General features: G+C 59.7%; 21 protein-coding genes. 8 read left to right on the top strand and 13 right to left on the bottom strand.

What is annotated here, in order from left to right; all coding sequences use genetic code 11:
* The coding region (locus AC1DIG_RS10765) for an RHS repeat domain-containing protein (protein WP_477767286.1) at positions 1-711 on the top strand (711 nt) is incomplete at its 5' end.
* 110 nt (positions 712-821) lie between these two features.
* Here AC1DIG_RS10765 and AC1DIG_RS10760 read toward each other — a convergent pair.
* The 3 genes from AC1DIG_RS10760 to AC1DIG_RS10750 form a co-directional block, all read right to left on the bottom strand.
* Positions 822-1,097 (bottom strand): HU family DNA-binding protein, encoded by a 276-nt coding sequence (locus AC1DIG_RS10760; protein ID WP_003213368.1) that lies wholly within the window; start codon positions 1,095-1,097, stop codon positions 822-824.
* 188 nt (positions 1,098-1,285) lie between these two features.
* Positions 1,286-2,434, bottom strand: a complete 1,149-nt coding sequence (locus AC1DIG_RS10755; protein WP_477767285.1) for an NAD(P)/FAD-dependent oxidoreductase — start codon at positions 2,432-2,434, stop codon at positions 1,286-1,288.
* A 34-nt stretch (positions 2,435-2,468) separates the two neighbouring features.
* A complete protein-coding gene (locus tag AC1DIG_RS10750; RefSeq protein WP_123427432.1) occupies positions 2,469-2,639 on the bottom strand; it encodes a rubredoxin in 171 nt (56 codons plus the stop codon).
* A 201-nt stretch (positions 2,640-2,840) separates the two neighbouring features.
* Here AC1DIG_RS10750 and AC1DIG_RS10745 point away from each other — a divergent pair, with 201 nt between their 5' ends.
* Positions 2,841-3,404 carry a chorismate--pyruvate lyase family protein gene (locus AC1DIG_RS10745; protein ID WP_477767284.1) on the top strand — a complete coding sequence of 188 codons (564 nt, stop codon included), beginning with the start codon at positions 2,841-2,843 and terminating at the stop codon, positions 3,402-3,404.
* A complete protein-coding gene (gene ubiA / locus AC1DIG_RS10740) occupies positions 3,404-4,294 on the top strand; it encodes a 4-hydroxybenzoate octaprenyltransferase (RefSeq protein ID WP_477767283.1) in 891 nt (296 codons plus the stop codon). Before AC1DIG_RS10745 ends, ubiA begins: the two co-directional genes overlap by 1 nt.
* Positions 4,295-4,381: 87 nt before the next feature.
* Here the strand turns inward: ubiA and AC1DIG_RS10735 are convergent, their stop codons facing one another.
* The gene (locus AC1DIG_RS10735; protein ID WP_477767282.1) at positions 4,382-4,759 is read right to left on the bottom strand and encodes a COG4315 family predicted lipoprotein; all 378 of its coding nucleotides are present in this window, start codon (positions 4,757-4,759) and stop codon (positions 4,382-4,384) included.
* Positions 4,760-4,910: 151 nt separating this feature from the next.
* Here AC1DIG_RS10735 and phoB point away from each other — a divergent pair, with 151 nt between their 5' ends.
* The 3 genes from phoB (at position 4,911) to AC1DIG_RS10720 (ending at position 8,433) form a co-directional block, all read left to right on the top strand.
* Entirely contained in the window at positions 4,911-5,600 is a 690-nt protein-coding gene (phoB, locus tag AC1DIG_RS10730) for a phosphate regulon transcriptional regulator PhoB (protein WP_007896474.1), read from the top strand.
* Between the two features lie 81 nt (positions 5,601-5,681).
* The gene (phoR, locus tag AC1DIG_RS10725; RefSeq protein ID WP_427534008.1) at positions 5,682-6,968 is read left to right on the top strand and encodes a phosphate regulon sensor histidine kinase PhoR; all 1,287 of its coding nucleotides are present in this window, start codon (positions 5,682-5,684) and stop codon (positions 6,966-6,968) included.
* Between the two features lie 124 nt (positions 6,969-7,092).
* Positions 7,093-8,433, top strand: coding sequence for a hemolysin family protein (locus AC1DIG_RS10720; protein WP_477767281.1), 1,341 nt, complete (start codon positions 7,093-7,095; stop codon positions 8,431-8,433).
* Positions 8,434-8,574: 141 nt separating this feature from the next.
* Here AC1DIG_RS10720 and AC1DIG_RS10715 read toward each other — a convergent pair whose 3' ends face one another.
* The 9 genes from AC1DIG_RS10715 to AC1DIG_RS10675 all read right to left on the bottom strand — a co-directional run bounded on the left by AC1DIG_RS10715 (position 8,575) and on the right by AC1DIG_RS10675 (position 19,939).
* Entirely contained in the window at positions 8,575-9,471 is an 897-nt protein-coding gene (locus AC1DIG_RS10715) for a peptidoglycan DD-metalloendopeptidase family protein (protein ID WP_477767280.1), read from the bottom strand.
* Between the two features lie 73 nt (positions 9,472-9,544).
* On the bottom strand, positions 9,545-9,823 hold the full coding sequence (locus AC1DIG_RS10710) for a hypothetical protein (RefSeq protein ID WP_477767279.1): 279 nt from the start codon (positions 9,821-9,823) through the stop codon (positions 9,545-9,547).
* Between the two features lie 480 nt (positions 9,824-10,303).
* Positions 10,304-11,251, bottom strand: a complete 948-nt coding sequence (locus AC1DIG_RS10705; protein WP_477767278.1) for a response regulator — start codon at positions 11,249-11,251, stop codon at positions 10,304-10,306.
* Positions 11,252-11,417: 166 nt separating this feature from the next.
* Positions 11,418-12,179 (bottom strand): phosphate signaling complex protein PhoU, encoded by a 762-nt coding sequence (gene phoU / locus AC1DIG_RS10700; protein ID WP_477767277.1) that lies wholly within the window; start codon positions 12,177-12,179, stop codon positions 11,418-11,420.
* A gap of 74 nt (positions 12,180-12,253) precedes the next feature.
* The gene (gene pstB, locus AC1DIG_RS10695; RefSeq protein ID WP_019694309.1) at positions 12,254-13,087 is read right to left on the bottom strand and encodes a phosphate ABC transporter ATP-binding protein PstB; all 834 of its coding nucleotides are present in this window, start codon (positions 13,085-13,087) and stop codon (positions 12,254-12,256) included.
* A 130-nt stretch (positions 13,088-13,217) separates the two neighbouring features.
* On the bottom strand, positions 13,218-14,888 hold the full coding sequence (gene pstA / locus AC1DIG_RS10690; protein ID WP_477767276.1) for a phosphate ABC transporter permease PstA: 1,671 nt from the start codon (positions 14,886-14,888) through the stop codon (positions 13,218-13,220).
* A gap of 15 nt (positions 14,889-14,903) precedes the next feature.
* Entirely contained in the window at positions 14,904-17,186 is a 2,283-nt protein-coding gene (locus AC1DIG_RS10685) for an ABC transporter permease subunit (RefSeq protein ID WP_477767275.1), read from the bottom strand.
* Between the two features lie 201 nt (positions 17,187-17,387).
* The gene (locus tag AC1DIG_RS10680) at positions 17,388-18,392 is read right to left on the bottom strand and encodes a phosphate ABC transporter substrate-binding protein PstS (protein ID WP_054594764.1); all 1,005 of its coding nucleotides are present in this window, start codon (positions 18,390-18,392) and stop codon (positions 17,388-17,390) included.
* A 248-nt stretch (positions 18,393-18,640) separates the two neighbouring features.
* Positions 18,641-19,939 (bottom strand): MFS transporter, encoded by a 1,299-nt coding sequence (locus AC1DIG_RS10675; RefSeq protein WP_477767274.1) that lies wholly within the window; start codon positions 19,937-19,939, stop codon positions 18,641-18,643.
* Between the two features lie 365 nt (positions 19,940-20,304).
* Between AC1DIG_RS10675 and AC1DIG_RS10670 the strand changes: the two genes are divergently transcribed.
* The gene (locus AC1DIG_RS10670) at positions 20,305-20,709 is read left to right on the top strand and encodes an acyl-CoA thioesterase (RefSeq protein WP_019694314.1); all 405 of its coding nucleotides are present in this window, start codon (positions 20,305-20,307) and stop codon (positions 20,707-20,709) included.
* A 73-nt stretch (positions 20,710-20,782) separates the two neighbouring features.
* Positions 20,783-21,682 carry a D-hexose-6-phosphate mutarotase gene (locus tag AC1DIG_RS10665; protein WP_477767273.1) on the top strand — a complete coding sequence of 300 codons (900 nt, stop codon included), beginning with the start codon at positions 20,783-20,785 and terminating at the stop codon, positions 21,680-21,682.
* Positions 21,683-21,685: the final 3 nt, after the last annotated feature.

Below are 21,685 nucleotides of genomic sequence, written 5' to 3'. Positions count from 1 at the left end.
CAACGCCGCCACAGCAGTCAGCTATCGCTGATGCCGGCAGCGGTGCAAAAGCACTTCGAGTACGACCCCGCCGACAACCTGATCGGCAAACTCGACCAGCAACCCGCCGCGCAACACCGCCAATTGCTGCACTACGACGCCACCGGCCGAATCATCGCCAGCCAGGACAGCCTGCACGGCCAGCGCGAAACCTTCGCCTACGACGCCGCCGCCAACCTGCTGGACGGCCCACAACCCGGCGCCGGGCTGGTGGTGCACAACAAACTGCTGACCTTTCAGGACAAGCGTTATCGCTACGACGCCTTCGGCCGGATGATCGAGAAACGCAGCGCTAAACGGGGGCTGCAGCGCTTCGCCTACGACGCCGAAAGCCGGTTGATTGAAGTGCGCAACGAAGACGGCAGCGTGGTCAGAATGACCTACGACCCGCTGGGCCGACGCATTGAAAAAACCGAGCACGACACCCACGGCTACCCACTCGGCGAAACCCGCTTCACCTGGGATGGCCTGCGCCTGTTGCAGGAACATCGCCACCAGCAGACCAGCCTCTACCTCTACGAAGACGAAGGTTACGAACCCCTGGCCCGTGTCGACGGCACCGGCCCGCTGCAAAAAATCCGCTACTACCACAACGACCTCAACGGCCTGTCGGAACAGCCAGGCCTCTACACCGTTAACCACTCATTCTCCCTCTATAAAAACCAAGCGTGATCTACCCGTGGAAGCCATTCGTTAAAATGCGCCAATCAGCGCAAACAAAAATGGGCACCCGATCCAGTCGGCGTGCCCATTTTTTTACCGCCCCGAGACGGTGCTACCTGTTACGGATTGACGCTGTCTTTCAACGACTTGCCCGGCTTGAAGGCAACGGTGTTGCTGGCCTTGATTTTCACTGGCTCACCGGTTTGCGGGTTCTTGCCGGTGCGCGCGCCACGGTGACGCTGCAGGAAAGTACCGAAGCCCACCAGGGTGACACTGTCTTTACGGTGCAGAGCGCCGGTGATTTCTTCGAGGACGGCGTTGAGTACGCGGTTAGCCTGTTCTTTGGTGAGGTCAGCCTTTTCAGCGATTGCTGCGGCGAGTTCTGGTTTACGCATGAGTGAAGCCTCTTTGACGGTTTTTTGTTGTTATGTCCGTGCTGTTCTTCCGGAACAGCGCCCAAGGCGCCGCAGGCTCTACTCTGCGGCAGACGGAGTGAGGATGGCATGCGGTTACGAGCGGCGCCAGTCTCGGGGCGACCTTTGTAGAGGCAAAAGCGGGGTGATTCCGACAGAACGACCGGTATTTACGCCAAAAGCGCCGGAAGCTCCTTGTTTAGAGCCAGTTTCTCCATCACTGCCGCCCCGGTCAGCGCGTAACCCAGCAGTTTTCCGCCGGCATCACGGCACAGCGCCTTGATGTCGGCGCCCTGCCCTTCGACGGTCCAGACACCTTCAAAACCCCGTGGTGGCGGGGAAACTACCAATGGGCAGACCGGTGTTTTCACGGTAATCGGCATCGCACCGTAGCTGACCGCCGTCGGGTTGCCGGCCAGGGTTTGTGCCAGCGCACGCGCACAACTCATCAGGGGCATCACGTACAGCAAATTCAGCCCATCGACCTCGGCGCAGTCGCCCAAGGCATAGATATTGGCGTGAGAGGTCTTGAGGTGACGGTCAACGACCACACCGCGGTTGATCTGCAAACCGGCAGCAGCCGCCAGATCGATGCGCGGGCGCAGGCCAATGGCGGAAACCACGACGTCGCAAGGAATCACCTGGCCATCGGACAAATGCCCTTCGAGCCCGTCATCGGTGCGCTGCAAGCTATTGAGTACCGGACCGAGGTGAAACTGCGCGCCCAGGCTTTCCAGCCCGGCCTGCACGGCTGCGGCAGCCGCCGGGTGCAGCAGCGTCGGCATGACTTGTTCGCACGGCGCGACCAGTTGCACCTCGTAACCACCGAGAATCAGGTCGTTGGCGAACTCACAGCCGATCAGGCCAGCGCCGAGCAACAACACCCGACGCTTGCCGGCCGCCGCCGCCCGAAAGCGTGCGTAGTCTTCGAGGTCGTTGATCGGGAAGATCGCCTCGGGTGCATCACCCTGCACCGGCACGCGCACGGTTTCCGCGCCCCAGGCGAGGATCAGGTCGCGATAGGCCACGGCTTCTTCGCCGATCCACAGGCGTTTGTGACCCGGATCAATGCCGCTGATGCGCGTGTGGGTCCGCACCTCGGCTTTCAGCTGTTCGGCCATGGCGCCGGGCTCAGCCATGCTCAGGCCATCGGCGTCCTTGTTCTTGCCGAAACCGGTGGAGAGCATCGGTTTGGAGTAAGAGCGTCCGTCATCTGCGGTAATCAACAGCAGCGGTGTTTCGCCATCGAGTTTGCGAAACTCCCGGGCCAGGTTGTAGCCAGCCAGCCCAGTGCCGACGATCACGACAGGTGCGTTCATTCCTTACTCCTCTTCAATTCATGAAAATCTGTGATCAGGCAGCGATTTCGATCATTTCGAAATCCATTTTGCCGACGCCACAGTCCGGACACAGCCAGTCTTCCGGTACGTCCTGCCACAAGGTTCCGGCCGCGATGCCGTCATCCGGCCAGCCTTCGGCTTCGTTGTAGATCAGCCCGCAGACCACGCATTGCCACTTTTTCATTACTTGTTTCCTCAGGTTCTCAGGCTTTTGCTGGCGCGAACGGTCGACCGATAAAGGTCTGCAGTCCGGCTCAAGGCGTTTTGTACTGATCAGGCGGGGCAGATGCAAGCCTGTTCGCGGCCACTACCCGGTCTGATCAGTCAATATCACCGACCGACATGGTAAGCTCGCCGCCTCATTTGCTGCCAATACTGACTCACTGTGCCGCACTCAAAACCCCTCGCCCCTGCTCTGTTCTGGCTGCCACAAAGCCAGCTGACCCCGCTTCCCGACGCGCAAACCCTCGACTGGCTGTTCGATGAGGGTTCGCTCACCCGCCGCCTGACCCGTTTGTCGGATGACGGCTTCAGCGTGACGCCGTTGCTCGAAGGCTGGCAGCCTTTGCGCGCCGATGAATGCGCCGCACTGGAATTGCCCGAAGGCAGTGAAGGCTGGGTTCGTGAGGTGTATTTGCGCGGTCATGGCGAAGCCTGGGTGTTTGCCCGCAGTGTGGCGGCACGCAGTTCGTTGCAGGACGGCGGGTTGAATATGGATGAGTTGGGCAGCCGCTCCCTGGGCGAATTGCTGTTTTGCGATCAGGCGTTCCAGCGCCGCGCCATCGAGGTTTGTCACTATCCTGTCGAGTGGTTGCCCAGCGAATCTCAAGCACCGGAACTGTGGGGCCGGCGCTCGCGTTTCGACCGGGGGGACCTGAGCGTGCTGGTCGCGGAAATATTCCTGCCAGCCCTGTGGCGCGCTGCCCGTGCGAATACGGAGAACCGCTGATGTACCAAAGCCTGCTCAAATCATTGAATCGCGTGAACCCGCGCGCCTGGGACTTCATCCAGTTGACCCGCATGGACAAGCCCATCGGCATTTACCTGCTGCTGTGGCCAACGTTGTGGGCGCTGTGGATTGCCGGCAAAGGTTCGCCGTCACTGGCCAATATCGTGATTTTCGTCCTTGGCGTGGTGCTGACCCGCGCGGGCGGCTGCGTGATCAATGACTGGGCGGATCGCAAGGTCGACGGGCACGTGAAACGCACCGAACAACGGCCCTTGGTCAGCGGCAAGATCAGCTCCAAAGAAGCGCTGGTGTTCTTCGCATTGCTGATGGGCGTGAGCTTCCTGTTGGTGCTGTGCACCAACGCAGCCACGGTCTGGCTGTCGTTCGGCGGTCTGGCGCTGGCGGCCACTTACCCGTTCATGAAGCGCTACACCTATTACCCGCAAGTGGTGCTGGGCGCGGCGTTCTCCTGGGGCATGCCGATGGCGTTCACCGCCGAAACCGGCGAACTGCCGGCCATCGCCTGGTTGCTCTGGATCGCCAACCTGCTGTGGACGGTGGGCTACGACACCTATTACGCCATGACCGACCGCGATGACGATTTGAAGATTGGCGTGAAATCCACGGCGATTCTGTTTGGCGATGCCGATCGGGTGATCATTCTCACCCTGCAAGGCCTGGCCCTGGGGTGCCTGCTGCTGGCCGGATCGAAATTCGAGCTGGGCGGCTGGTTCCATCTCGGGCTGCTGGCTGCGGCCGCGTGCTTCGCCTGGGAATTCTGGTACACCCGCGACAGGGACCGACTGAAGTGTTTCCGGGCCTTCCTGCATAACCATTGGGCCGGGTTGGCAATTTTCGTCGGGATCGTGCTGGATTACGCAACTCGCTGATATCCACGTCCCTGCTACGGATCGCGTAAAGGCAAACCCACCCTCAAAGGGGCGGGTCTGCCAGAGGTTCAGATCATTGTGTATGGATCAGTGCTTTGCCATGTGCCACAGATCTTTGAAACCGTCACCGTTCTTGTCGCCAGGCTTCATGTCCATTTTGTAGGTGTACATTGGCTTGCCGTCATAAGTCCATTGCATCATTCCGTCGTCACGCTTGATTGGCTTCCACTCTCCCATGGGCTTGGCATCCATCGGAGCCATCATCGGCGGCCAGGTCTTGGCACAATCAGCGTTACACATCGACTTGCCGCCTGTGTCCTTGTCGAACGTGTACAAGGTCATGCCCTTTTGATCGACCATCATGCCGTTCTTCATCATTGCCGGCTCGGCAGCGAGCGCGAGTGTCGGTAATGCCAGAGTCGCGGCCAATACCAGAGCTTTGAACGATTGAGCGTAGTGAGTCATGGAAACCTTCCTTTGTGGTTGTCAGGATTCGAACTTAGAGCTTAGTTCAGGATCGCGTTGATCGCCGCACGGCTAAAATACTGTCACACGACTGCAATAATTCCGTTATCTAATGCGGCGCAAGACAGTTAAATGACAAGAGGATTAAGGCATGGTTGGCAGGAGTATTCTGATCGTCGACGACGAAGCGCCCATTCGCGAAATGATCGCCGTTGCGTTGGAAATGGCCGGCTATGACTGCCTGGAAGCCGAAAACTCCCAGCAGGCCCACGCCATTATTGTCGACCGTAAACCGGACCTGATCCTGCTCGACTGGATGCTGCCCGGCACTTCAGGCATCGAGTTGGCCCGGCGTCTCAAGCGCGATGAACTGACCGGGGACATCCCGATCATCATGCTCACCGCCAAGGGCGAAGAGGACAACAAGATCCAGGGCCTGGAAGTCGGCGCCGATGACTACATCACCAAGCCGTTTTCGCCACGCGAGCTGGTTGCACGCCTCAAAGCCGTGCTGCGTCGTGCTGGCCCTACTGACGGCGAAGCGCCGATCGAAGTCGGCGGCCTGCTGCTGGACCCGATCAGCCATCGCGTGACCATCGACGGCAAACCCGCCGAGATGGGTCCGACCGAATACCGCTTGCTGCAGTTTTTCATGACCCACCAGGAACGCGCCTACACCCGCGGGCAATTGCTCGATCAGGTCTGGGGCGGCAATGTGTATGTCGAAGAGCGCACCGTCGACGTGCACATCCGTCGTTTGCGCAAAGCACTCGGCGATGCCTACGAGAATCTGGTACAAACCGTGCGTGGCACCGGCTACCGGTTTTCCACCAAGGCCTGAGCCGGCCCTTACCTGCTCGACACGCTGACAAGGACGCATGTTTAAGTGAACCAAAACTGGCATGGCACTCTGATTCGCCACATGCTGTTACTGGTCACCGGCTGCCTGGTGATCGGCCTGATTACCGGCTACTACGGCTGGAGCCTGGCCGCAGGCCTGGGCATTTACCTGGCCTGGACCCTCAAGCAATTGCTGCGCCTGCACGAGTGGCTACGCCTGCAAAAGCCCGACGAACCACCACCCGATGGCTATGGCCTGTGGGGCGAAGTGTTCGACAGCATCTACCACCTGCAACGGCGCGATCAGCGCGTGCGCGGACGCCTGCAAGCGGTGATCGACCGGGTTCAGGAGTCCACCGCAGCGTTGAAAGACGCGGTGATCATGCTCGACAGCGACGGCAACCTGGAATGGTGGAACCGCGCCGCCGAAACCCTGCTGGGCCTCAAGACCCCGCAAGACAGCGGTCAGCCGGTGACCAATCTGGTGCGTCATCCGCGCTTCAAGGAATACTTCGAGCAGGACAACTACGCCGAGCCGCTGGAAATCCCTTCGCCGACCAACGACCGGATGCGGATCCAGTTGTACATCACCCGTTACGGCAACAACGAACACCTGATGCTGGTGCGCGACGTCACCCGCATTCATCAGCTTGAGCAAATGCGCAAAGACTTCATCGCCAACGTCTCCCACGAACTGCGCACGCCGTTGACGGTGATCTGCGGCTACCTGGAAACCCTGCTCGATAACGTCGAAGAGGTGAATCCGCGCTGGAGCCGTGCGTTGCAGCAAATGCAGCAACAGGGCGGGCGCATGCAGACACTGCTCAACGACTTGCTGCTGTTGGCCAAGCTCGAAGCCACCGATTACCCGTCGGACAACCAGCCGGTGCCGATCGACAACTTGCTGCAATCGATCAAGAGTGACGCCCAGGCGCTGTCCGGGCAGCGCAACCAGCACATCACCCTAGAAGCCGATCCATCGATCATGCTCAAGGGCAGTGAAGCCGAATTGCGCAGTGCGTTCTCGAACCTGGTGTTCAACGCCGTCAAATACACCCCGGACGGCGGCAACATCCGCATCCGCTGGTGGGGTGACGAACAAGGCGCACACCTCAGTGTGCAGGACTCGGGAATCGGCATCGACAACAAACACCTGCCGCGCCTGACCGAGCGCTTCTACCGCGTCGATTCCAGCCGCAACTCCAATACCGGTGGCACCGGGCTGGGCCTGGCCATCGTCAAACACGTTTTGTTACGTCATCGTGCGCGAATGGAGATCAGCAGCGTGCTCGGCCATGGCAGCACGTTCACCTGCCATTTCGCGCCGGCACAGGTCACAAAATCGCGGGTCAACTCGCTGACCGACTAGCAGCCGCGACGACTAACCTCTAGGCAATCGCCCTGTCAGCCGCTACATTGGCTGACTTGGGCCTGCCTTTCAGGCTCGGCAATCCCCTTTCTTTTCGAATATACGGAACCCGCAAAACTCCATCATGGACCCTTCCCCTGGCGTGACCCTCGCTTCACTCTTCGCCGATTTCGGCATGATTCTTTTTGCACTGATCCTGGTTTTGCTCAACGGATTCTTCGTTGCGGCGGAATTTGCCATGGTCAAACTGCGCTCGACCAAAGTCGAGGCCATTGCCCATAAGAACGGCTGGCGCGGGCAGATCCTGCGCACCGTACACAGCCAGCTCGACGCTTACCTGTCGGCCTGCCAATTGGGTATCACCCTCGCCTCCCTTGGCCTTGGCTGGGTCGGTGAGCCGGCATTCGCGCACATTCTCGAACCGTTGCTGGACGCGGTCGGCGTCAATTCGCCGGAAGTGGTAAAGGGTGTGTCGTTCTTCACCGCCTTCTTCATCATTTCCTACCTGCACATCGTGGTCGGCGAACTGGCCCCTAAATCCTGGGCCATCCGCAAACCCGAGCTGCTGTCGCTGTGGACGGCGGTGCCGCTGTACCTGTTCTACTGGGCGATGTACCCGGCCATTTACCTGCTTAACGCCAGCGCCAACACGATTCTGCGGATTGCTGGCCAAGGTGAACCCGGCCCTCATCACGAGCACCATTACAGTCGTGAAGAACTGAAACTGATCCTGCACTCCAGCCGCGGCCAGGACCCGAGCGACCAAGGCATGCGCGTACTCGCCTCGGCGGTGGAAATGGGCGAACTGGAAGTGGTCGACTGGGCCAACTCCCGGGAAGACCTGGTGACGCTGGAGTTCAACGCGCCGCTCAAGGAAATCCTCGCGTTGTTCCGTCGTCACAAATTCAGCCGCTACCCGGTGTACGACAGCGAACGCCAGGAGTTCGTCGGCCTGCTGCACATCAAGGACCTGCTGCTGGAACTGGCGGCGCTGGACCACATTCCCGAGTCGTTCAACCTGGCCGAGCTGACCCGCCCGCTGGAACGCGTATCGCGGCACATGCCGTTGTCACAACTGCTGGAGCAGTTCCGCAAGGGCGGTTCGCACTTCGCCGTGGTTGAAGAGGCCGACGGCAACATCATCGGCTACCTGACCATGGAAGACGTGCTGGAAGTGCTGGTTGGCGACATCCAGGACGAACACCGCAAGGCCGAACGCGGGATCCTCGCTTATCAGCCGGGCAAACTGCTGGTGCGCGGTGACACACCGTTGTTCAAGGTCGAACGCCTGCTGGGCATCGATCTGGACCACGTCGAGGCCGAAACCCTCGCCGGACTGGTCTACGAAACCCTGAAACGGGTGCCGGAAGAGGAAGAAGTGCTGGAAGTCGAAGGTTTGCGGATCATCATCAAAAAGATGAAAGGCCCGAAGATCATTTTGGCCAAGGTGTTGATGCTCGACTAGTGCCCGACACCTGATCGGCGTCGATCCCATCGCGAGCAAGCTCGCTCCCACATTGATTCGGTGTTACTCCGGTTTCCCGGCAAAACACAAATCCCCTGTGGGAGCGAGCTTGCTCGCGATAGCGTCAGCTGGGACAACACATTATTGTTTGCCGAGCGCAAAGTTCGGCAAGCTGCCCACTGGTTGATTGAACTGGTACGGAATCGACACCAGCCCCAACCCGCTATTGCGCTGTACCACGAAGTGCAGATGCGGCCCGCTGCTGTTGCCGGTATTGCCCGACAACCCCAGCGCACTACCGACCACCACCCGCTGACCTTCGCGCACACACACCGAGCCGCGCTTAAGGTGCAGGTACACACCCATCGTCCCGTCATCGTGCAACACCCGCACGAAATTGCCCGACGGATCGGTGCCGCGTCCGCTCTGGTTGTTTTCGGTCTTCACCACCACCCCGCCACGCGCCGCAATGATCGGTGTGCCTTCAGGCATCGCGATGTCCATGGCGTAACGGTTCTTGACCCCAAAGTGGCTGTATCGGCCGTTAGGGCCCTGAGTCAGGTGGAACGGTCCGCCACGCCACGGCAGCGGATACCGATAGGCCAGCGTGGTGTCTGTGGGGTTGCCCAGCGAATAGTTGAACGTTGGGGTATAGGCCAGCGGCTTGCCGGGCGTAATCGCCGTGAGCAGCGCCAGACGCACGGTGCTGCGCGCCGGCAACACCCGGCGGATCGGCTGTGTCGGCGCACCGCTGACATTCTTCAGCCCGGTGAAACTCAGCTCGACCTCTACCGGCGCGTACAAGTCGTTGCGCACAAACACACTGTGCGTGTCCCTCTGCTTCTTGATATCCAGAAGTACCTGACGCTCAAGGTGCTCTTCCATGCGGTCACGGAACACAAAGATCCGCGCACCATGGGATGGACGATCACTGTAGGAGACCACGCCCGTCGCGCTGGTGGATTTGTAAATAGTGATGGCCACAGCCGAGGTGGAGGCCATGAACAGACCACAGAAAAACAGCAATCGCGCGAGCATGGGCAAGGTTCTGTCGAGGAAGGCCTGAAAACAGCCTAGCAGCCAGAATTGACCTGTGTAGTCGGCAGATGTTTCAAATGATCGTTCCCAAACCTTGATGATCGTTCCCACGCTCCCGCGTGGGAATGCATCCTGTGACGCTCTGCGTCACGCACCAAAGCGGACGCGGAGCGTCCGGGGCGACGATGAAGAGTTGGCCTTTGCGGGCGTCGGCGAGGTGGATTTTGGGTGGGGGGTTGCCCAGATGGTGGTCGAGGGCGCGTTCGGCGGCTTCGTGGAGCTTTTTCGAATCGAGGGATTCGTAGGGGGAAGTTGCTGGGTCTTCTGGTGGATTTGGTGTTGCCTTGAACATTGGTGTATCTCCCTGGAACTAAGGAGCTGACACCGTTTCGCTTGCGCTTCGAAAGAGGTGGCAGCTGTGCGTTGGTGTGCAAGACCGGTCCAGGAACCCGGCAGACCCGAAGGTCTCCGACGCACAGCCGCCATAACGATTCGCGAGCATAAAAAAACGCTCGATGAATAGCCATCCACGATTGTGCACCTGGACCGGACTTGCACGTCCGAGTCACCGTTTTTTGGTGACAGGGTGAGACTAGCCCTGACGCACACGCCGGGATAGTTACCGAACACCGCTACAACTTGAAGGAAATGTCCGAGGAAGTGGGAACGCTCAATGAGCGCTTCAGGGAGAGATGCGCAGAGTTCGATGACCCCATCGCGAGCAAGCTCGCTCCCACACTGGTTGTGTGTCGATCACATAAATGTGGTTCGACACCAATTAAATGTGGGAGCGAGCTTGCTCGCGATGGCGTACTGGCAGACGACGCTGTACTTACGCGCCCGGCACGAAATGCTTCTGCGCCGTGCCGCGGGCGATCAGGCGGGAGATGTAGTCGAGCTTTTGTGCATCCTGGTCGACAAAGCGGAAGGTCAGTTGCAGCCAGTCGCTGTCGGGTTTCGGCTCGTGGGCGACGATGGCGTGCAGGTAGCCGTTCAGGCGGGCGACTTCGGCGTTGTCGCCCTGCTCCAGGTCAAGCACGGCGCTGTCGAGCACTTGCGGCAGAGTGTCGGTGCGTTTAACCACCAACAAGGCTTCCTTGATGCTCAACGCCTTGATCACACATTGCTGAGTACCACTGGGCAGACGCAGTTGACCTTGGCCACGACCACCGGCCGGGGCGGCAGACGCCACCGGTGCCTTGACCGGTGGGCTGTTAAGCAGGCCACGAGCAGGCGCTGCAGCAGGGGCCGGCGCGGCCGCAGGCTTGGCGAACGGGTTGACCGCCGCCGCTGCAGGGGCGACGACAGCCGCCTTGCCACCCGTGAGCGCGCTGAGGGAGTCGTTGCCGAACGCCGAATTCATCTTGGTGGGTGCGCTGTTCATCAAGGTGTCGAGTTTGCCGACCTTGTTCAACGCCTGCTTGACCTTGGTCAGCAGCTGCTCGTTGGTGAACGGCTTGCTGACATAACCGGAAACGCCGGCCTGAATCGCCTGAACCACGTTTTCCTTGTCGCCGCGGCTGGTGACCATGACAAACGGCATGGCTTTGAGTGAGTCCTGTTCGCGGCACCAGGTCAGCAATTCGAGGCCAGACATTTCCGGCATTTCCCAGTCGCACAGGACCAGGTCGAATGCTTCGCGCGCCAGCATGGCCTGCGCTTTTTTACCGTTGACCGCGTCTTCGATTCGAATGCCCGGGAAGTAGTTGCGCAGGCACTTCTTCACCAGGTCACGAATGAACGAAGCGTCATCGACCACCAACACACTGACCTTACTCATCAACCAACCCCTTTAAAAAATCCCGGCAATCATAACGCTTTGCTGATGGCACTTTGCCAAAACTCTTCAGTCACGCCGGGACTTTTTTCGTTCGCGGGTGCTATGAATTCAAAATCCGCAAACAAAAACGCCCGGCCAAGGGGCCGGGCGCTTTACTTGGGCAATCTTACTTATCGTCAGCTTTGCCCGGAACATTAGCGCTTTCGGCACTTGTGCCTTCAACTTCTTCCTTCATGCGCTTGAGGCCCAGGTGACGGACATCGGTACCGCGCACCAGGTAAATCACCAGCTCGGAAATATTGCGGGCGTGGTCGCCAATCCGCTCCAGCGAACGCAGTACCCAAATGATGCTCAAGACCCGCGAGATAGAGCGTGGGTCTTCCATCATGTAGGTCGCCAGCTCCCGCAGCGCGGTCTTGTATTCGCGGTCGATGACCTTGTCGTACTGAGCCACCGACAACGCCAGCTCGGCGTCGAAGCGAGCAAAGGCATCCAGTGCGTCGCGAACCATGTTGCGCACCTGGTCGCCAATGTGCCGAACTTCGACGTAACCCCGCGGGGCCTCGCCTTCTTCGCACAGCTGGATGGCACGACGGGCGATTTTGGTCGCTTCGTCGCCGATGCGTTCCAGGTCGATAACCGACTTGGAGATGCTGATGATCAAACGCAAGTCCGATGCAGCCGGCTGACGACGGGCCAGAATGCGTAGGCATTCTTCGTCGATGTTGCGTTCCATCTGGTTGATCTGGTCGTCGATCTCGCGCACCTGCTGGGCCAGGCCCGAGTCCGCTTCGATCAGTGCAGTGACCGCGTCATTGACCTGTTTCTCGACCAGCCCGCCCATGGCCAGGAGGTGGCTGCGCACTTCCTCAAGCTCAGCGTTGAACTGCTGGGAGATGTGGTGGGTAAGGCCTTCTTTGCTAATCATGTTGGCGTCCTTGGAGCGTCCGGTAAGGTGCGGTCTACCGCAGCGATGGTTAAGCGAGCAACGCTAGCGGCATCCTAGCCATAACGACCGGTGATGTAGTCTTCGGTCTGCTTCTTCGCCGGATTGGTGAACAGGGTATCGGTGTCGCCGAATTCCACCAGTTTGCCCATGTACATGAACGCCGTGTAGTCGGAAACCCGCGCGGCCTGTTGCATGTTGTGGGTCACGATGACGATGGTGAATTTGGATTTCAATTCGTAGATCAGTTCTTCGACTTTCAGCGTCGAGATCGGGTCGAGTGCCGAGCACGGTTCGTCGAGCAGCAGTACTTCCGGCTCGACCGCGATGGTACGAGCAATCACCAGACGTTGCTGCTGACCACCGGACAAGCCCAGGGCCGATTCGTGCAAACGGTCTTTCACTTCATCCCACAGTGCCGCGCCTTTCAACGCCCATTCGACGGCTTCGTCGAGTACGCGTTTTTTGTTGATGCCTTGAATGCGCAGGCCGTAAACCACGTTTTCATAGATGGTTTTCGGAAACGGGTTCGGCTTCTGGAACACCATGCCGACGCGACGACGCAGTTCGGCCACGTCTTCGCCCTTGCGATAGATGTTGTTGCCGTACAGGTTGATCTCGCCTTCGACGCGGCAGCCATCGACCAGATCGTTCATCCGGTTGAAGGTGCGCAGCAGCGTTGACTTGCCGCAGCCGGACGGGCCGATGAACGCGGTCACGCGCTGCTTGGGAATGTTCATGCTGACGTCGTACAGCGCTTGTTTGTCGCCGTAGAACAGGCTCAGGCTCGGCACTTCGATGGCCACGGTTTCCTGTGCCAGGTTCAGGCTCTGTTTGTCGCGACCCAGGGCCGACATGTTGATGCCGTGGGTGTGTGTTTCGTGCTGCATGGGAAACTCCCTGTGCTAACAAATTCGGTTCGGTTTTTGTGGGAGCGAGCTTGCTCGCGATTCGGGCAACGCGGTTCAAGTCTGAAACCGCAGAGATGCCATCGCGAGCAAGCTCGCTCCCACATAAAAATCAGCTATCCAGCGCTTTGTATTTCTCGCGCAGGTGGTTACGGATCCACACTGCCGACAGGTTGAGCGTGGCGATCACCAGCACCAGCAGCAGCGCCGTGGCGTACACCAGCGGTCGTGCGGCTTCGACGTTCGGGCTCTGGAAGCCGACGTCATAAATGTGGAAGCCCAGGTGCATGATTTTCTGGTCGAGGTGCAGGTACGGGTAGTTGCCGTCCACCGGCAGCGACGGCGCCAGTTTCACCACACCCACGAGCATCAGCGGCGCCACTTCACCGGCGGCGCGAGCCACGGCGAGGATCATCCCGGTCATCATCGCCGGGCTGGCCATTGGCAGCACGATCTTCCACAAGGTTTCAGCCTTGGTCGCGCCGAGGGCCAACGAGCCTTCACGTACGGTGCGAGGAATCCGCGCCAGGCCTTCTTCGGTGGCCACGATCACCACCGGCACCGCCAGCAGCGCCAGGGTCAGCGAGGCCCAGAGCAGGCCCGGGGTACCGAAGGTCGGTGCCGGCAAGGCTTCAGGGAAGAACAAACGGTCAACCGAGCCACCGAGTACGTAAACGAAGAAGCCCAGGCCGAACACGCCGTAAACGATCGCCGGAACGCCCGCCAGGTTGTTCACCGCAATGCGGATCAACCGGGTCATCGGCCCCTGGCGTGCATATTCACGCAGGTAGACCGCTGCCAGCACGCCGAACGGGGTGACGATCATCGCCATGATCAGGGTCATCATCACGGTGCCGAAGATCGCCGGGAAGATCCCGCCTTCGGTGTTGGCTTCACGCGGGTCGTCGCTGAGGAATTCCCAGACCTTGTTGAAGTAGAAACCCAACTTGGTCAGGTAGCTCATGGCGTTCGGCTGGTAGGCATGAACCACTTTGCCGATGCCGATTTCGACTTCTTTGCCGTTGGCATCGCGAGCGGTCAGGCTGTCGCGGTTGAACTGCGTGTGCAGATCGCTCAGGCGTGCCTCGACGTCTTTATAACGAGCGTTCAGCTCAGCGCGTTCAGTGTCCATGTCGGCTTGCGCAGCCGGATCAAGCTTGCCTTCAAGCTCCAGCTTGCGGCCGTGCAGGCGAATCCGCTCAAGGCCTGCGTTGATCGCGCCGATGTCGGTTTTTTCGAGGCTTTTGAGTTGTGCCGCGAGCTTGTTGACGCGGTCCACCCGCGCTTGCAGCTCCGGCCAGGCCGCTTCGCCTTCAGCGATGACCTTGCCGTCCTGTTTGACGTTGAGCAGGTAGCCGTAAAAATTGCCCCACTCGCGGCGCTCGATGGTCATCAGTTCACGCGGCGTGCTCTGGTCGGTCAGCCACTCGCCGACGATCCAGGTGAAGTCATTGCCGTTGATGTCACGGTTACCGACTTTGATCAGCTCGCGGGTCATGAATTCCGGACCTTGGTCCGGCACTGGCAAACCTGCGGTTTTCAGACGCTCGCGCGGTACTTCTTCCTTCTGCACCACTTCGCCGATAACGACGTGGTTGGCCTGGCCCGGCACGTTGTAACTGGCGTGCATCAGGTCTGCCGGCCAGAAGTGGCCCAGACCGCGCACGGCAATCACCGCCAGCAAACCAATGGTCATGATGACCGCGATGGACACCGCGCCACCGCTGATCCAGACGCCGGGGGCGCCGCTCTTGAACCATCCTTTCAGGGAGTTCTGTTTCACAGACTTCTACCTTTCTTAAAGCGACGAGTATTTCTTGCGCAGACGCTGACGGATCAGCTCCGCGAGGGTGTTCATGATGAAGGTGAACAACAGCAGCACCAGCGCCGACAGGAACAACACGCGGTAGTGACTGCCGCCGACTTCCGATTCGGGCATTTCCACCGCCACGTTGGCAGCCAGGGTACGCAGACCTTCGAACAGGTTCATTTCCATGACCGGGGTGTTACCGGTGGCCATCAACACGATCATGGTTTCCCCGACCGCACGGCCCATGCCGATCATCAGTGCCGAGAAAATGCCCGGGCTGGCGGTCAGGATCACTACGCGGGTCATGGTCTGCCATGGCGTGGCGCCGAGGGCCAGGGAGCCCAGCGTCAGGCCGCGCGGCACGCTGAACACGGCGTCTTCGGCGATCGAGTAGATGTTCGGGATCACCGCAAAGCCCATGGCCAGACCGACGACCAGAGCGTTGCGCTGGTCATAGGTGATACCCAGGTCGTGGGAGATCCACATGCGCATGTCGCCGCCGAAGAACCAGGTTTCCATGTACGGGCTCATGTACAGCGACAACCAGCCCACAAACAGAATCACCGGGATCAGGATCGCGCTTTCCCAGCCATCCGGCACTTTCAGGCGCACGGATTCAGGCAGGCGACTGAAGATGAAACCGGCCACCAGAATGCCGATCGGCAAGAGCATCAACAGGCTGAAGATGCCCGGCAAGTGCCCTTCGACATACGGTGCGAGGAACAGGCCGGCGAAGAAGCCGAGGATCACCGTCGGCATCGCTTCCATCAATTCGATGACCGGCTTGACCTTGCGGCGCATGCCCGGCGCCATGAAGTACGCGGTGTAGATCGCCGCAGCGACTGCCAGCGGTGCGGCCAGCAGCATCGCGTAGAACGCGGCTTTCAGCGTACCGAAGGTCAGTGGCGAAAGGCTCATCTTGGGTTCGAAGTCGGTGTTGGCCGCGGTCGATTGCCAGACGTACTTAGGCTCGTCGTAGTTCTCGTACCAGACCTTGCTCCACAACGCGCTCCACGAAACTTCCGGGTGCGGGTTGTCGAGCAGCAGCGGTTGCAGCTTGCCGCCCTGCTCCACAATGATGCGGTTGGCACGCGGCGACAGACCGAAGAGGCCCGTGCCATCAACCACCTGGTTCACCAGCAAGGTGCGGTGGGCGGTGCTGTGGAACACCCCGAGCTTGCCGGCCGTGTCGAGGGCAACGAAGCCTTTACGACGTTCTTCGGCGGTGATTTCAACGATCGGCGTGGTGCCCATCTGGAAGGTGCGGATCTGTTTCAGTCGTTGCTCGCCATCGGTATCGCGAGCCATGAACCACTGGGCCAGACCACCCTTGGAGTCGCCGATGATCAGCGAGATACCGCCGACCAATTGAGTACTGGCGGTCACTTGCGCTTCGCCGTCATCCAGCAGTTTGTAGCGACCGTTGAGGCTCTTGTCGCTCAGGCTGAAGACGTCGGCCTGGGCACGACCGTTGACTACGTACAGCCATTGCTGACGCGGGTCGACGAAGATGTTCTTCACCGGTTCGGTCATTTGCGGCAGTTCAATGCGCTTCTGCTCGTTGGTGACCTCACCGGTCATCATGTTTTCTTCGCTGCTCAGCGACAGTACGTGCAATTGCGAACCGGTAGAGCCGGCGAGCAGCAGGGTCGAATCGGTTGCATTGAGGCTGACGTGCTCCAGGGCTCCGCCCTGCTCGTTCAGTGCGATTGGCGTTTCGCCGTACGGGAATTCGATGGCTGGCGAGATGGTTTTCTTGCCTTCCGGGTAAGTGACTTTATAGGTGTGGCGGAACACCAGTGCCTGACCGTTGGACAAGCCCACGACGACCAGCGGATGGCCGGGCTGGTCTTTACCAATGGCGGTTACGCTGGTGCCGGCCGGGATCGGCAGGTCAATGCGGCTTAGCTCGGCGCCACTGTCGACATCGAAAAACAGCGCCTGGCCCTTGTCGGAAACCCGCATGGCGACCTGGTTCTGTTCTTCGAGAGAGATCATCAGCGGTTTGCCGGCGTCTTGCATCCAGGCCGGGGTGATCGCGTCTTTGGCGGTCAGGTTGGCGCCCTGAAACAGTGGCGCGACGACGTAGCCAAGGAAGAAGAAGATCAGCGTGATCGCGCCGAGTACGGCGAGGCCACCGACGAGGACGTACCAGCGGGTCAGGCGATCTTTGAGCGCGCGGATGCGGCGTTTGCGTTGGAGCTCAGGCGTATTGAAGTCAATTCGCTTGGGGGGATTGGTAGTCATTGTGGAATTGGCCAGATCATTCATGCGCACACCCTAGCGATCCTGTATGACAGAAAGATGACAATGCAGTGACGCAACAAATCCGCCGCCCGTGTGAACTGGCAGCGGACTGGAAAATTAGAGGTGTGGGAGCGAGCGTGTCAGTGAGTTATCCGACACCAGTGACGGCCCCATCGCGAGCAAGCTCGCTCCCACAGGAGTCCGGGTTACCCCGGACTCAGGGTTTTACTTTTTTGCGACTTCAGCGCCGCCCTCTTGCAGACCCAGGTCAGCCAGTGCCTTGGCGGCAACTTTGGCTGGCAGTGGGATGTAGCCGTCTTTCACGACAACTTCCTGACCCTGTTTGGACAGAACCAGTTTCACGAACTCGGCTTCCAGCGGGGCCAGAGGCTTGTTCGGGGCTTTGTTGACGTAAACGTAGAGGAAACGCGACAGCGGGTATTTGCCGTTCAGGGCGTTTTCTTCGCTGTCTGCGATGTAGTCAGTGCTGCCTTTCTTGGCCAGAGCCACAGTCTTCACGCTAGCGGTTTTGTAGCCGATGCCCGAGTAACCGATACCGTTCAGCGAAGAGCTGATCGATTGCACGACCGACGCCGAGCCTGGTTGTTCGTTGACGTTTGGCTTGTAGTCGCCTTTGCACAGGGCTTCTTCTTTGAAGTAGCCATACGTGCCGGATACCGAGTTACGGCCGAACAGTTGAACCGGCTTGTTGGCCAGGTCGCCTGTCACGCCCAGGTCACCCCAGGTTTTGACTTCTGCTTTAGCGCCGCACAGACGAGTCGAGGAGAAGATCGCGTCGACCTGTTCCATGGTCAGGTGCTGGATCGGGTTGTCTTTGTGCACGAACACGGCCAGGGCATCCACGGCAACCGGGATAGCGGTTGGCTTGTAGCCGTACTTCTGTTCGAAGGCAGCCAGTTCGGTGTCCTTCATCTTGCGGCTCATCGGGCCCAGGTTAGAGGTGCCTTCAGTCAACGCAGGTGGCGCGGTGGCGGAGCCAGCGGCCTGAATCTGGATGTTTACGTTCGGGTATTCTTTTTTGTAGTTCTCAGCCCACAGGGTCATGAGGTTAGCCAGGGTATCGGAACCGACGCTGGACAGGTTGCCCGAAACACCAGTGGCTTTGGTATAAGCCGGGATGGCTGGGTCTACACCAGCGGCTACCGCGTTGGCAGTTGCAACGCCAGCAGCGACAAACGTCATTGCCGCCATCAAACGCTTCAGTTTCATGCCTTACTCCTAGCAAATAGGGTGTGTTAAGTCGGGGCCAAGTATCGGCAGGTCGTATGAACACTCTATGACTTGAATATGACAATTAGATGAAAGGCCAGCATTTGGCGTTTTGAAGGAAGACCGCGTCATCGTTCATCGCGAGCAAGCTCGCTCCCACATTGACCGCATTCTTCTGAGAGAACTCGGTTAAAGGTGGGAGCGGGCTTGCCCGCGAAGGGGCCGGTGCAGTCGATAAAGAAGTCCGCTTAGCGGTTGTTCTTCCAGAGGTAACCACCCACCAGGATGCCAATGCTGCAGATGATTGCCACATAGTAGGCAGGCCCCATCGGGCTCTCTTTAAGCAGCAGGGTGACGACCATCGGGGTCAGGCCGCCGAAGATCGCGTAGGCCAGGTTGTAGGAGAACGACAGGCCGCTGAATCGCACCACGGCCGGGAATGCCCTGACCATCACGAACGGCACCGCGCCGATGGTGCCGACGAACAGGCCGGTCAGCGCGTACAGCGGGAACAGCCAGTCGGGGTGATCGAGCAGGCTGTGGTAGAAGGTCCAGGAAGTCGCCAGCAGCGCTGCGCTGCCAAACACAAACACCCGGCCGGCGCCGAAGCGATCCGCCAGCGCGCCGGAGATCACACAGCCCAGGCTCAGGCACACGATGGCCACGCTATTGGCTTGCAGCGCGGTCGTGGCCGAGAAGTGATAAATGGTTTGCAGCACGGTCGGGGTCATCAGAATGACCACGATGATCCCGGCCGACAGCAGCCAGGTCAGCAGCATCGAGATGGCGATGGCGCCGCGATGGTCACGCAGCACCGCACGCAGCGGCACTTCTTCAGCCAGCGCCTTGCGCAGTTGCAGCTCAGCGAACACCGGAGTTTCGTGCAGCCAGCGGCGCAGGTAGACCGAGAACAGGCCAAACACACCGCCGAGCAGGAACGGGATACGCCAGGCGTAATCAGCCACTTGCTCAGTGGTGTAGAGGCTGTTGATGGCAGTGGCGACCAGCGAGCCGAGCAGGATGCCGGCAGTCAGGCCGCACGTCAGCGTGCCGCAAGCGTAGCCGATGTGCCGCTGGGGCACGTGTTCGGAAACGAAGACCCAGGCCCCCGGCACTTCACCGCCAATCGCCGCGCCCTGGATCACCCGCATCAGCAGCAACAGGATCGGCGCCCACATGCCAATCTGCGCGTAGGTCGGCAGCAAGCCCATGATCAGCGTCGGTACGGCCATCATGAAAATGCTCAGGGTGAACATTTTCTTGCGCCCCAGCAGGTCGCCGAAGTGCGCCATGACGATGCCGCCCAGTGGTCGCGCCAGGTAACCGGCGGCAAAGATACCGAAGGTCTGCATCAGCCGCAGCCACTCGGGCATGTCCGCCGGAAAGAACAACTTGCCAACCACCGTGGCGAAGAACACGAAGATGATGAAGTCGTAAAACTCCAGCGCGCCGCCCAAGGCGGAAAGCGACAGTGTCTTGTAGTCGTTGCCGGTCAAGGGGCGCGCAGGGTGCGCAGGTGTCGCTATGCTCGATGGCGCTGTGGTCATGGCAAGGTTTCTCTTATAGTCAGATCCGCAACCCCAACAACGCTGGCAGGGGCTTGGGCAGGTTCGGCACGATAGCAAATTGTTCGAAAAAGCACAGGAAAGCGCGTATTTGGCAGTCAAAATGAGAACCCGATGGTCGTCTCGGAGTCTACCGATCGATATACTCGCAACCGTGCAACACTTTGTAAGGGGTTGCTGTGCGAAAACGTCGTTGGCCTTTGTCAGCCGGTTTCGCAGAGTTTCCCTTTAGCGCGCCTTATGGAAAACGTGACGAACGTAGTATGTTCGGGGCTGAATCGTTTTTCCCAAGACGGCTATTCACCCGCTACATATTCCAAGAGTCACGGCTCAGAGGCACCCTCGGCATGATAGAGCTCGAACAAGAAGATCCTATTCCGCAAGGCGATCTGGCCCTGCAAATCACCGCGCTTCCCCGCGAAACCAACGGCTTTGGCGATATTTTCGGCGGCTGGCTGGTGTCTCAGATGGATTTGGCCGGTACGGCGATGGCCAGCAAGGTCGCGGGCGGACGCGTCGCCACCGTGGCGATCGATCGCATGGCCTTCCTGGTGCCGGTCGCCGTGGGTGCGCAGCTGTCCTTCTATACTCAGGCAACGGAAATCGGCCGCAGCTCGATCAAGATGATGGTCGAGGTCTGGAGCGACGATCCACTGTCCAGCGAATGGCGTAAAGTCACTGAGGCGGTATTTGTGTTCGTCGCCATCGATGGCAGCGGCCGCACCCGCTCGGTTCCGCCCAGAGCTCGTTAAACCGGGCGAGCGCTAAACCCGGCGGCCGTTTTACGGTCCATTGACGTCATTGATCCTGAACGAGATGTGCAACATGCCAACTCCCAACGTTGAAGCCGTGAAACTGGATGAACTGAACTGCTGGCGCATCCGCCACGGTCAGGCCGAATTGCTGGTGGCCCAACAAGGCGCGCACATCCTCAGTTATCAATTGGCCGGGCAACCGCCGCTGATCTGGCTCAACGATGAGGCGGTGTTCAAAACCGGCAAAAGCATCCGCGCCGGTGTTCCGGTGTGCTGGCCGTGGTTTGGCAACCTGGACCGCAATCCGCCGAGTGTTCAGGCAATGCGCGTCAGCAACGAACCGCCGACCGCCCACGGTTTAGTGCGGGCGATGGACTGGGAACTGGGCGCCATTGAAGCCGAAGGCGAAAGCCTGAAGGTCGAGTTCCTCCTGCCCTACCTCGAAGGCGGCTTGCCGGGTTGGCCGTATGCGGTGGATCTGAAACTGAGCATTCGCCTGGATGAGCAACTGCATATCAACCTGACCAGCCAAAACCAGGGCAGCACCCCCGTCACCATCAGCCAGGCGCTGCACAGCTACTTTGCAGTCAGTGATGTACGCAATGTGCACGTCGAAGGCCTGGACGGGCTGAACTACATCGAAACCCTGGATAACTGGAAAACCGTGACTCAGACCGGCGATTTGCGTTTTGCCGGGGAAACCGACCGGATCTACCTGAATACACCGGCGCAATTGAGCATCGTCGATCCTGCCTGGGAACGGCGTATCGAACTGACCAGCAGCGGCTCGCGCTCGGCGGTGATCTGGAACCCCTGGATCGCACGGGCGGCGCAATTCAGTGACATGGCCGACGACGGCTGGCAGCGCATGCTGTGCATCGAAACGGCCAACGTGATGGATGACATTGTGACCCTGGCACCGGGGGCGAGTCATACGCTGGGCGTGAGCATCGCCAGCAAACCGCTGTAAGCA

This window comes from Pseudomonas sp. 05N431 (genome assembly GCF_056397005.1).
Note: the sequence above shows the minus strand (reverse complement) of the source record. Positions and strands in the feature narration are given on the sequence as shown.

Excerpts from the sequence above, each read along its gene's own strand:
- AC1DIG_RS10760 (WP_003213368.1), bottom strand. The coding sequence starts at position 1,097 with ATGCGTAAACCAGAACTCGCCGCAGCAATCGCTGAAAAGGCTGACCTC.
- AC1DIG_RS10755 (WP_477767285.1), bottom strand. The coding sequence starts at position 2,434 with ATGAACGCACCTGTCGTGATCGTCGGCACTGGGCTGGCTGGCTACAAC.
- AC1DIG_RS10750 (WP_123427432.1), bottom strand. The coding sequence starts at position 2,639 with ATGAAAAAGTGGCAATGCGTGGTCTGCGGGCTGATCTACAACGAAGCC.
- ubiA (WP_477767283.1), top strand. The coding sequence starts at position 3,404 with ATGTACCAAAGCCTGCTCAAATCATTGAATCGCGTGAACCCGCGCGCC.
- AC1DIG_RS10735 (WP_477767282.1), bottom strand. The coding sequence starts at position 4,759 with ATGACTCACTACGCTCAATCGTTCAAAGCTCTGGTATTGGCCGCGACT.
- phoB (WP_007896474.1), top strand. The coding sequence starts at position 4,911 with ATGGTTGGCAGGAGTATTCTGATCGTCGACGACGAAGCGCCCATTCGC.
- phoR (WP_427534008.1), top strand. The coding sequence starts at position 5,682 with ATGCTGTTACTGGTCACCGGCTGCCTGGTGATCGGCCTGATTACCGGC.
- AC1DIG_RS10720 (WP_477767281.1), top strand. The coding sequence starts at position 7,093 with ATGGACCCTTCCCCTGGCGTGACCCTCGCTTCACTCTTCGCCGATTTC.
- AC1DIG_RS10715 (WP_477767280.1), bottom strand. The coding sequence starts at position 9,471 with ATGCTCGCGCGATTGCTGTTTTTCTGTGGTCTGTTCATGGCCTCCACC.
- AC1DIG_RS10710 (WP_477767279.1), bottom strand. The coding sequence starts at position 9,823 with ATGTTCAAGGCAACACCAAATCCACCAGAAGACCCAGCAACTTCCCCC.
- AC1DIG_RS10705 (WP_477767278.1), bottom strand. The coding sequence starts at position 11,251 with ATGAGTAAGGTCAGTGTGTTGGTGGTCGATGACGCTTCGTTCATTCGT.
- phoU (WP_477767277.1), bottom strand. The coding sequence starts at position 12,179 with ATGATTAGCAAAGAAGGCCTTACCCACCACATCTCCCAGCAGTTCAAC.
- pstB (WP_019694309.1), bottom strand. The coding sequence starts at position 13,087 with ATGCAGCACGAAACACACACCCACGGCATCAACATGTCGGCCCTGGGT.
- AC1DIG_RS10685 (WP_477767275.1), bottom strand. The coding sequence starts at position 17,186 with ATGAATGATCTGGCCAATTCCACAATGACTACCAATCCCCCCAAGCGA.
- AC1DIG_RS10680 (WP_054594764.1), bottom strand. The coding sequence starts at position 18,392 with ATGAAACTGAAGCGTTTGATGGCGGCAATGACGTTTGTCGCTGCTGGC.
- AC1DIG_RS10675 (WP_477767274.1), bottom strand. The coding sequence starts at position 19,939 with ATGACCACAGCGCCATCGAGCATAGCGACACCTGCGCACCCTGCGCGC.
- AC1DIG_RS10670 (WP_019694314.1), top strand. The coding sequence starts at position 20,305 with ATGATAGAGCTCGAACAAGAAGATCCTATTCCGCAAGGCGATCTGGCC.
- AC1DIG_RS10665 (WP_477767273.1), top strand. The coding sequence starts at position 20,783 with ATGCCAACTCCCAACGTTGAAGCCGTGAAACTGGATGAACTGAACTGC.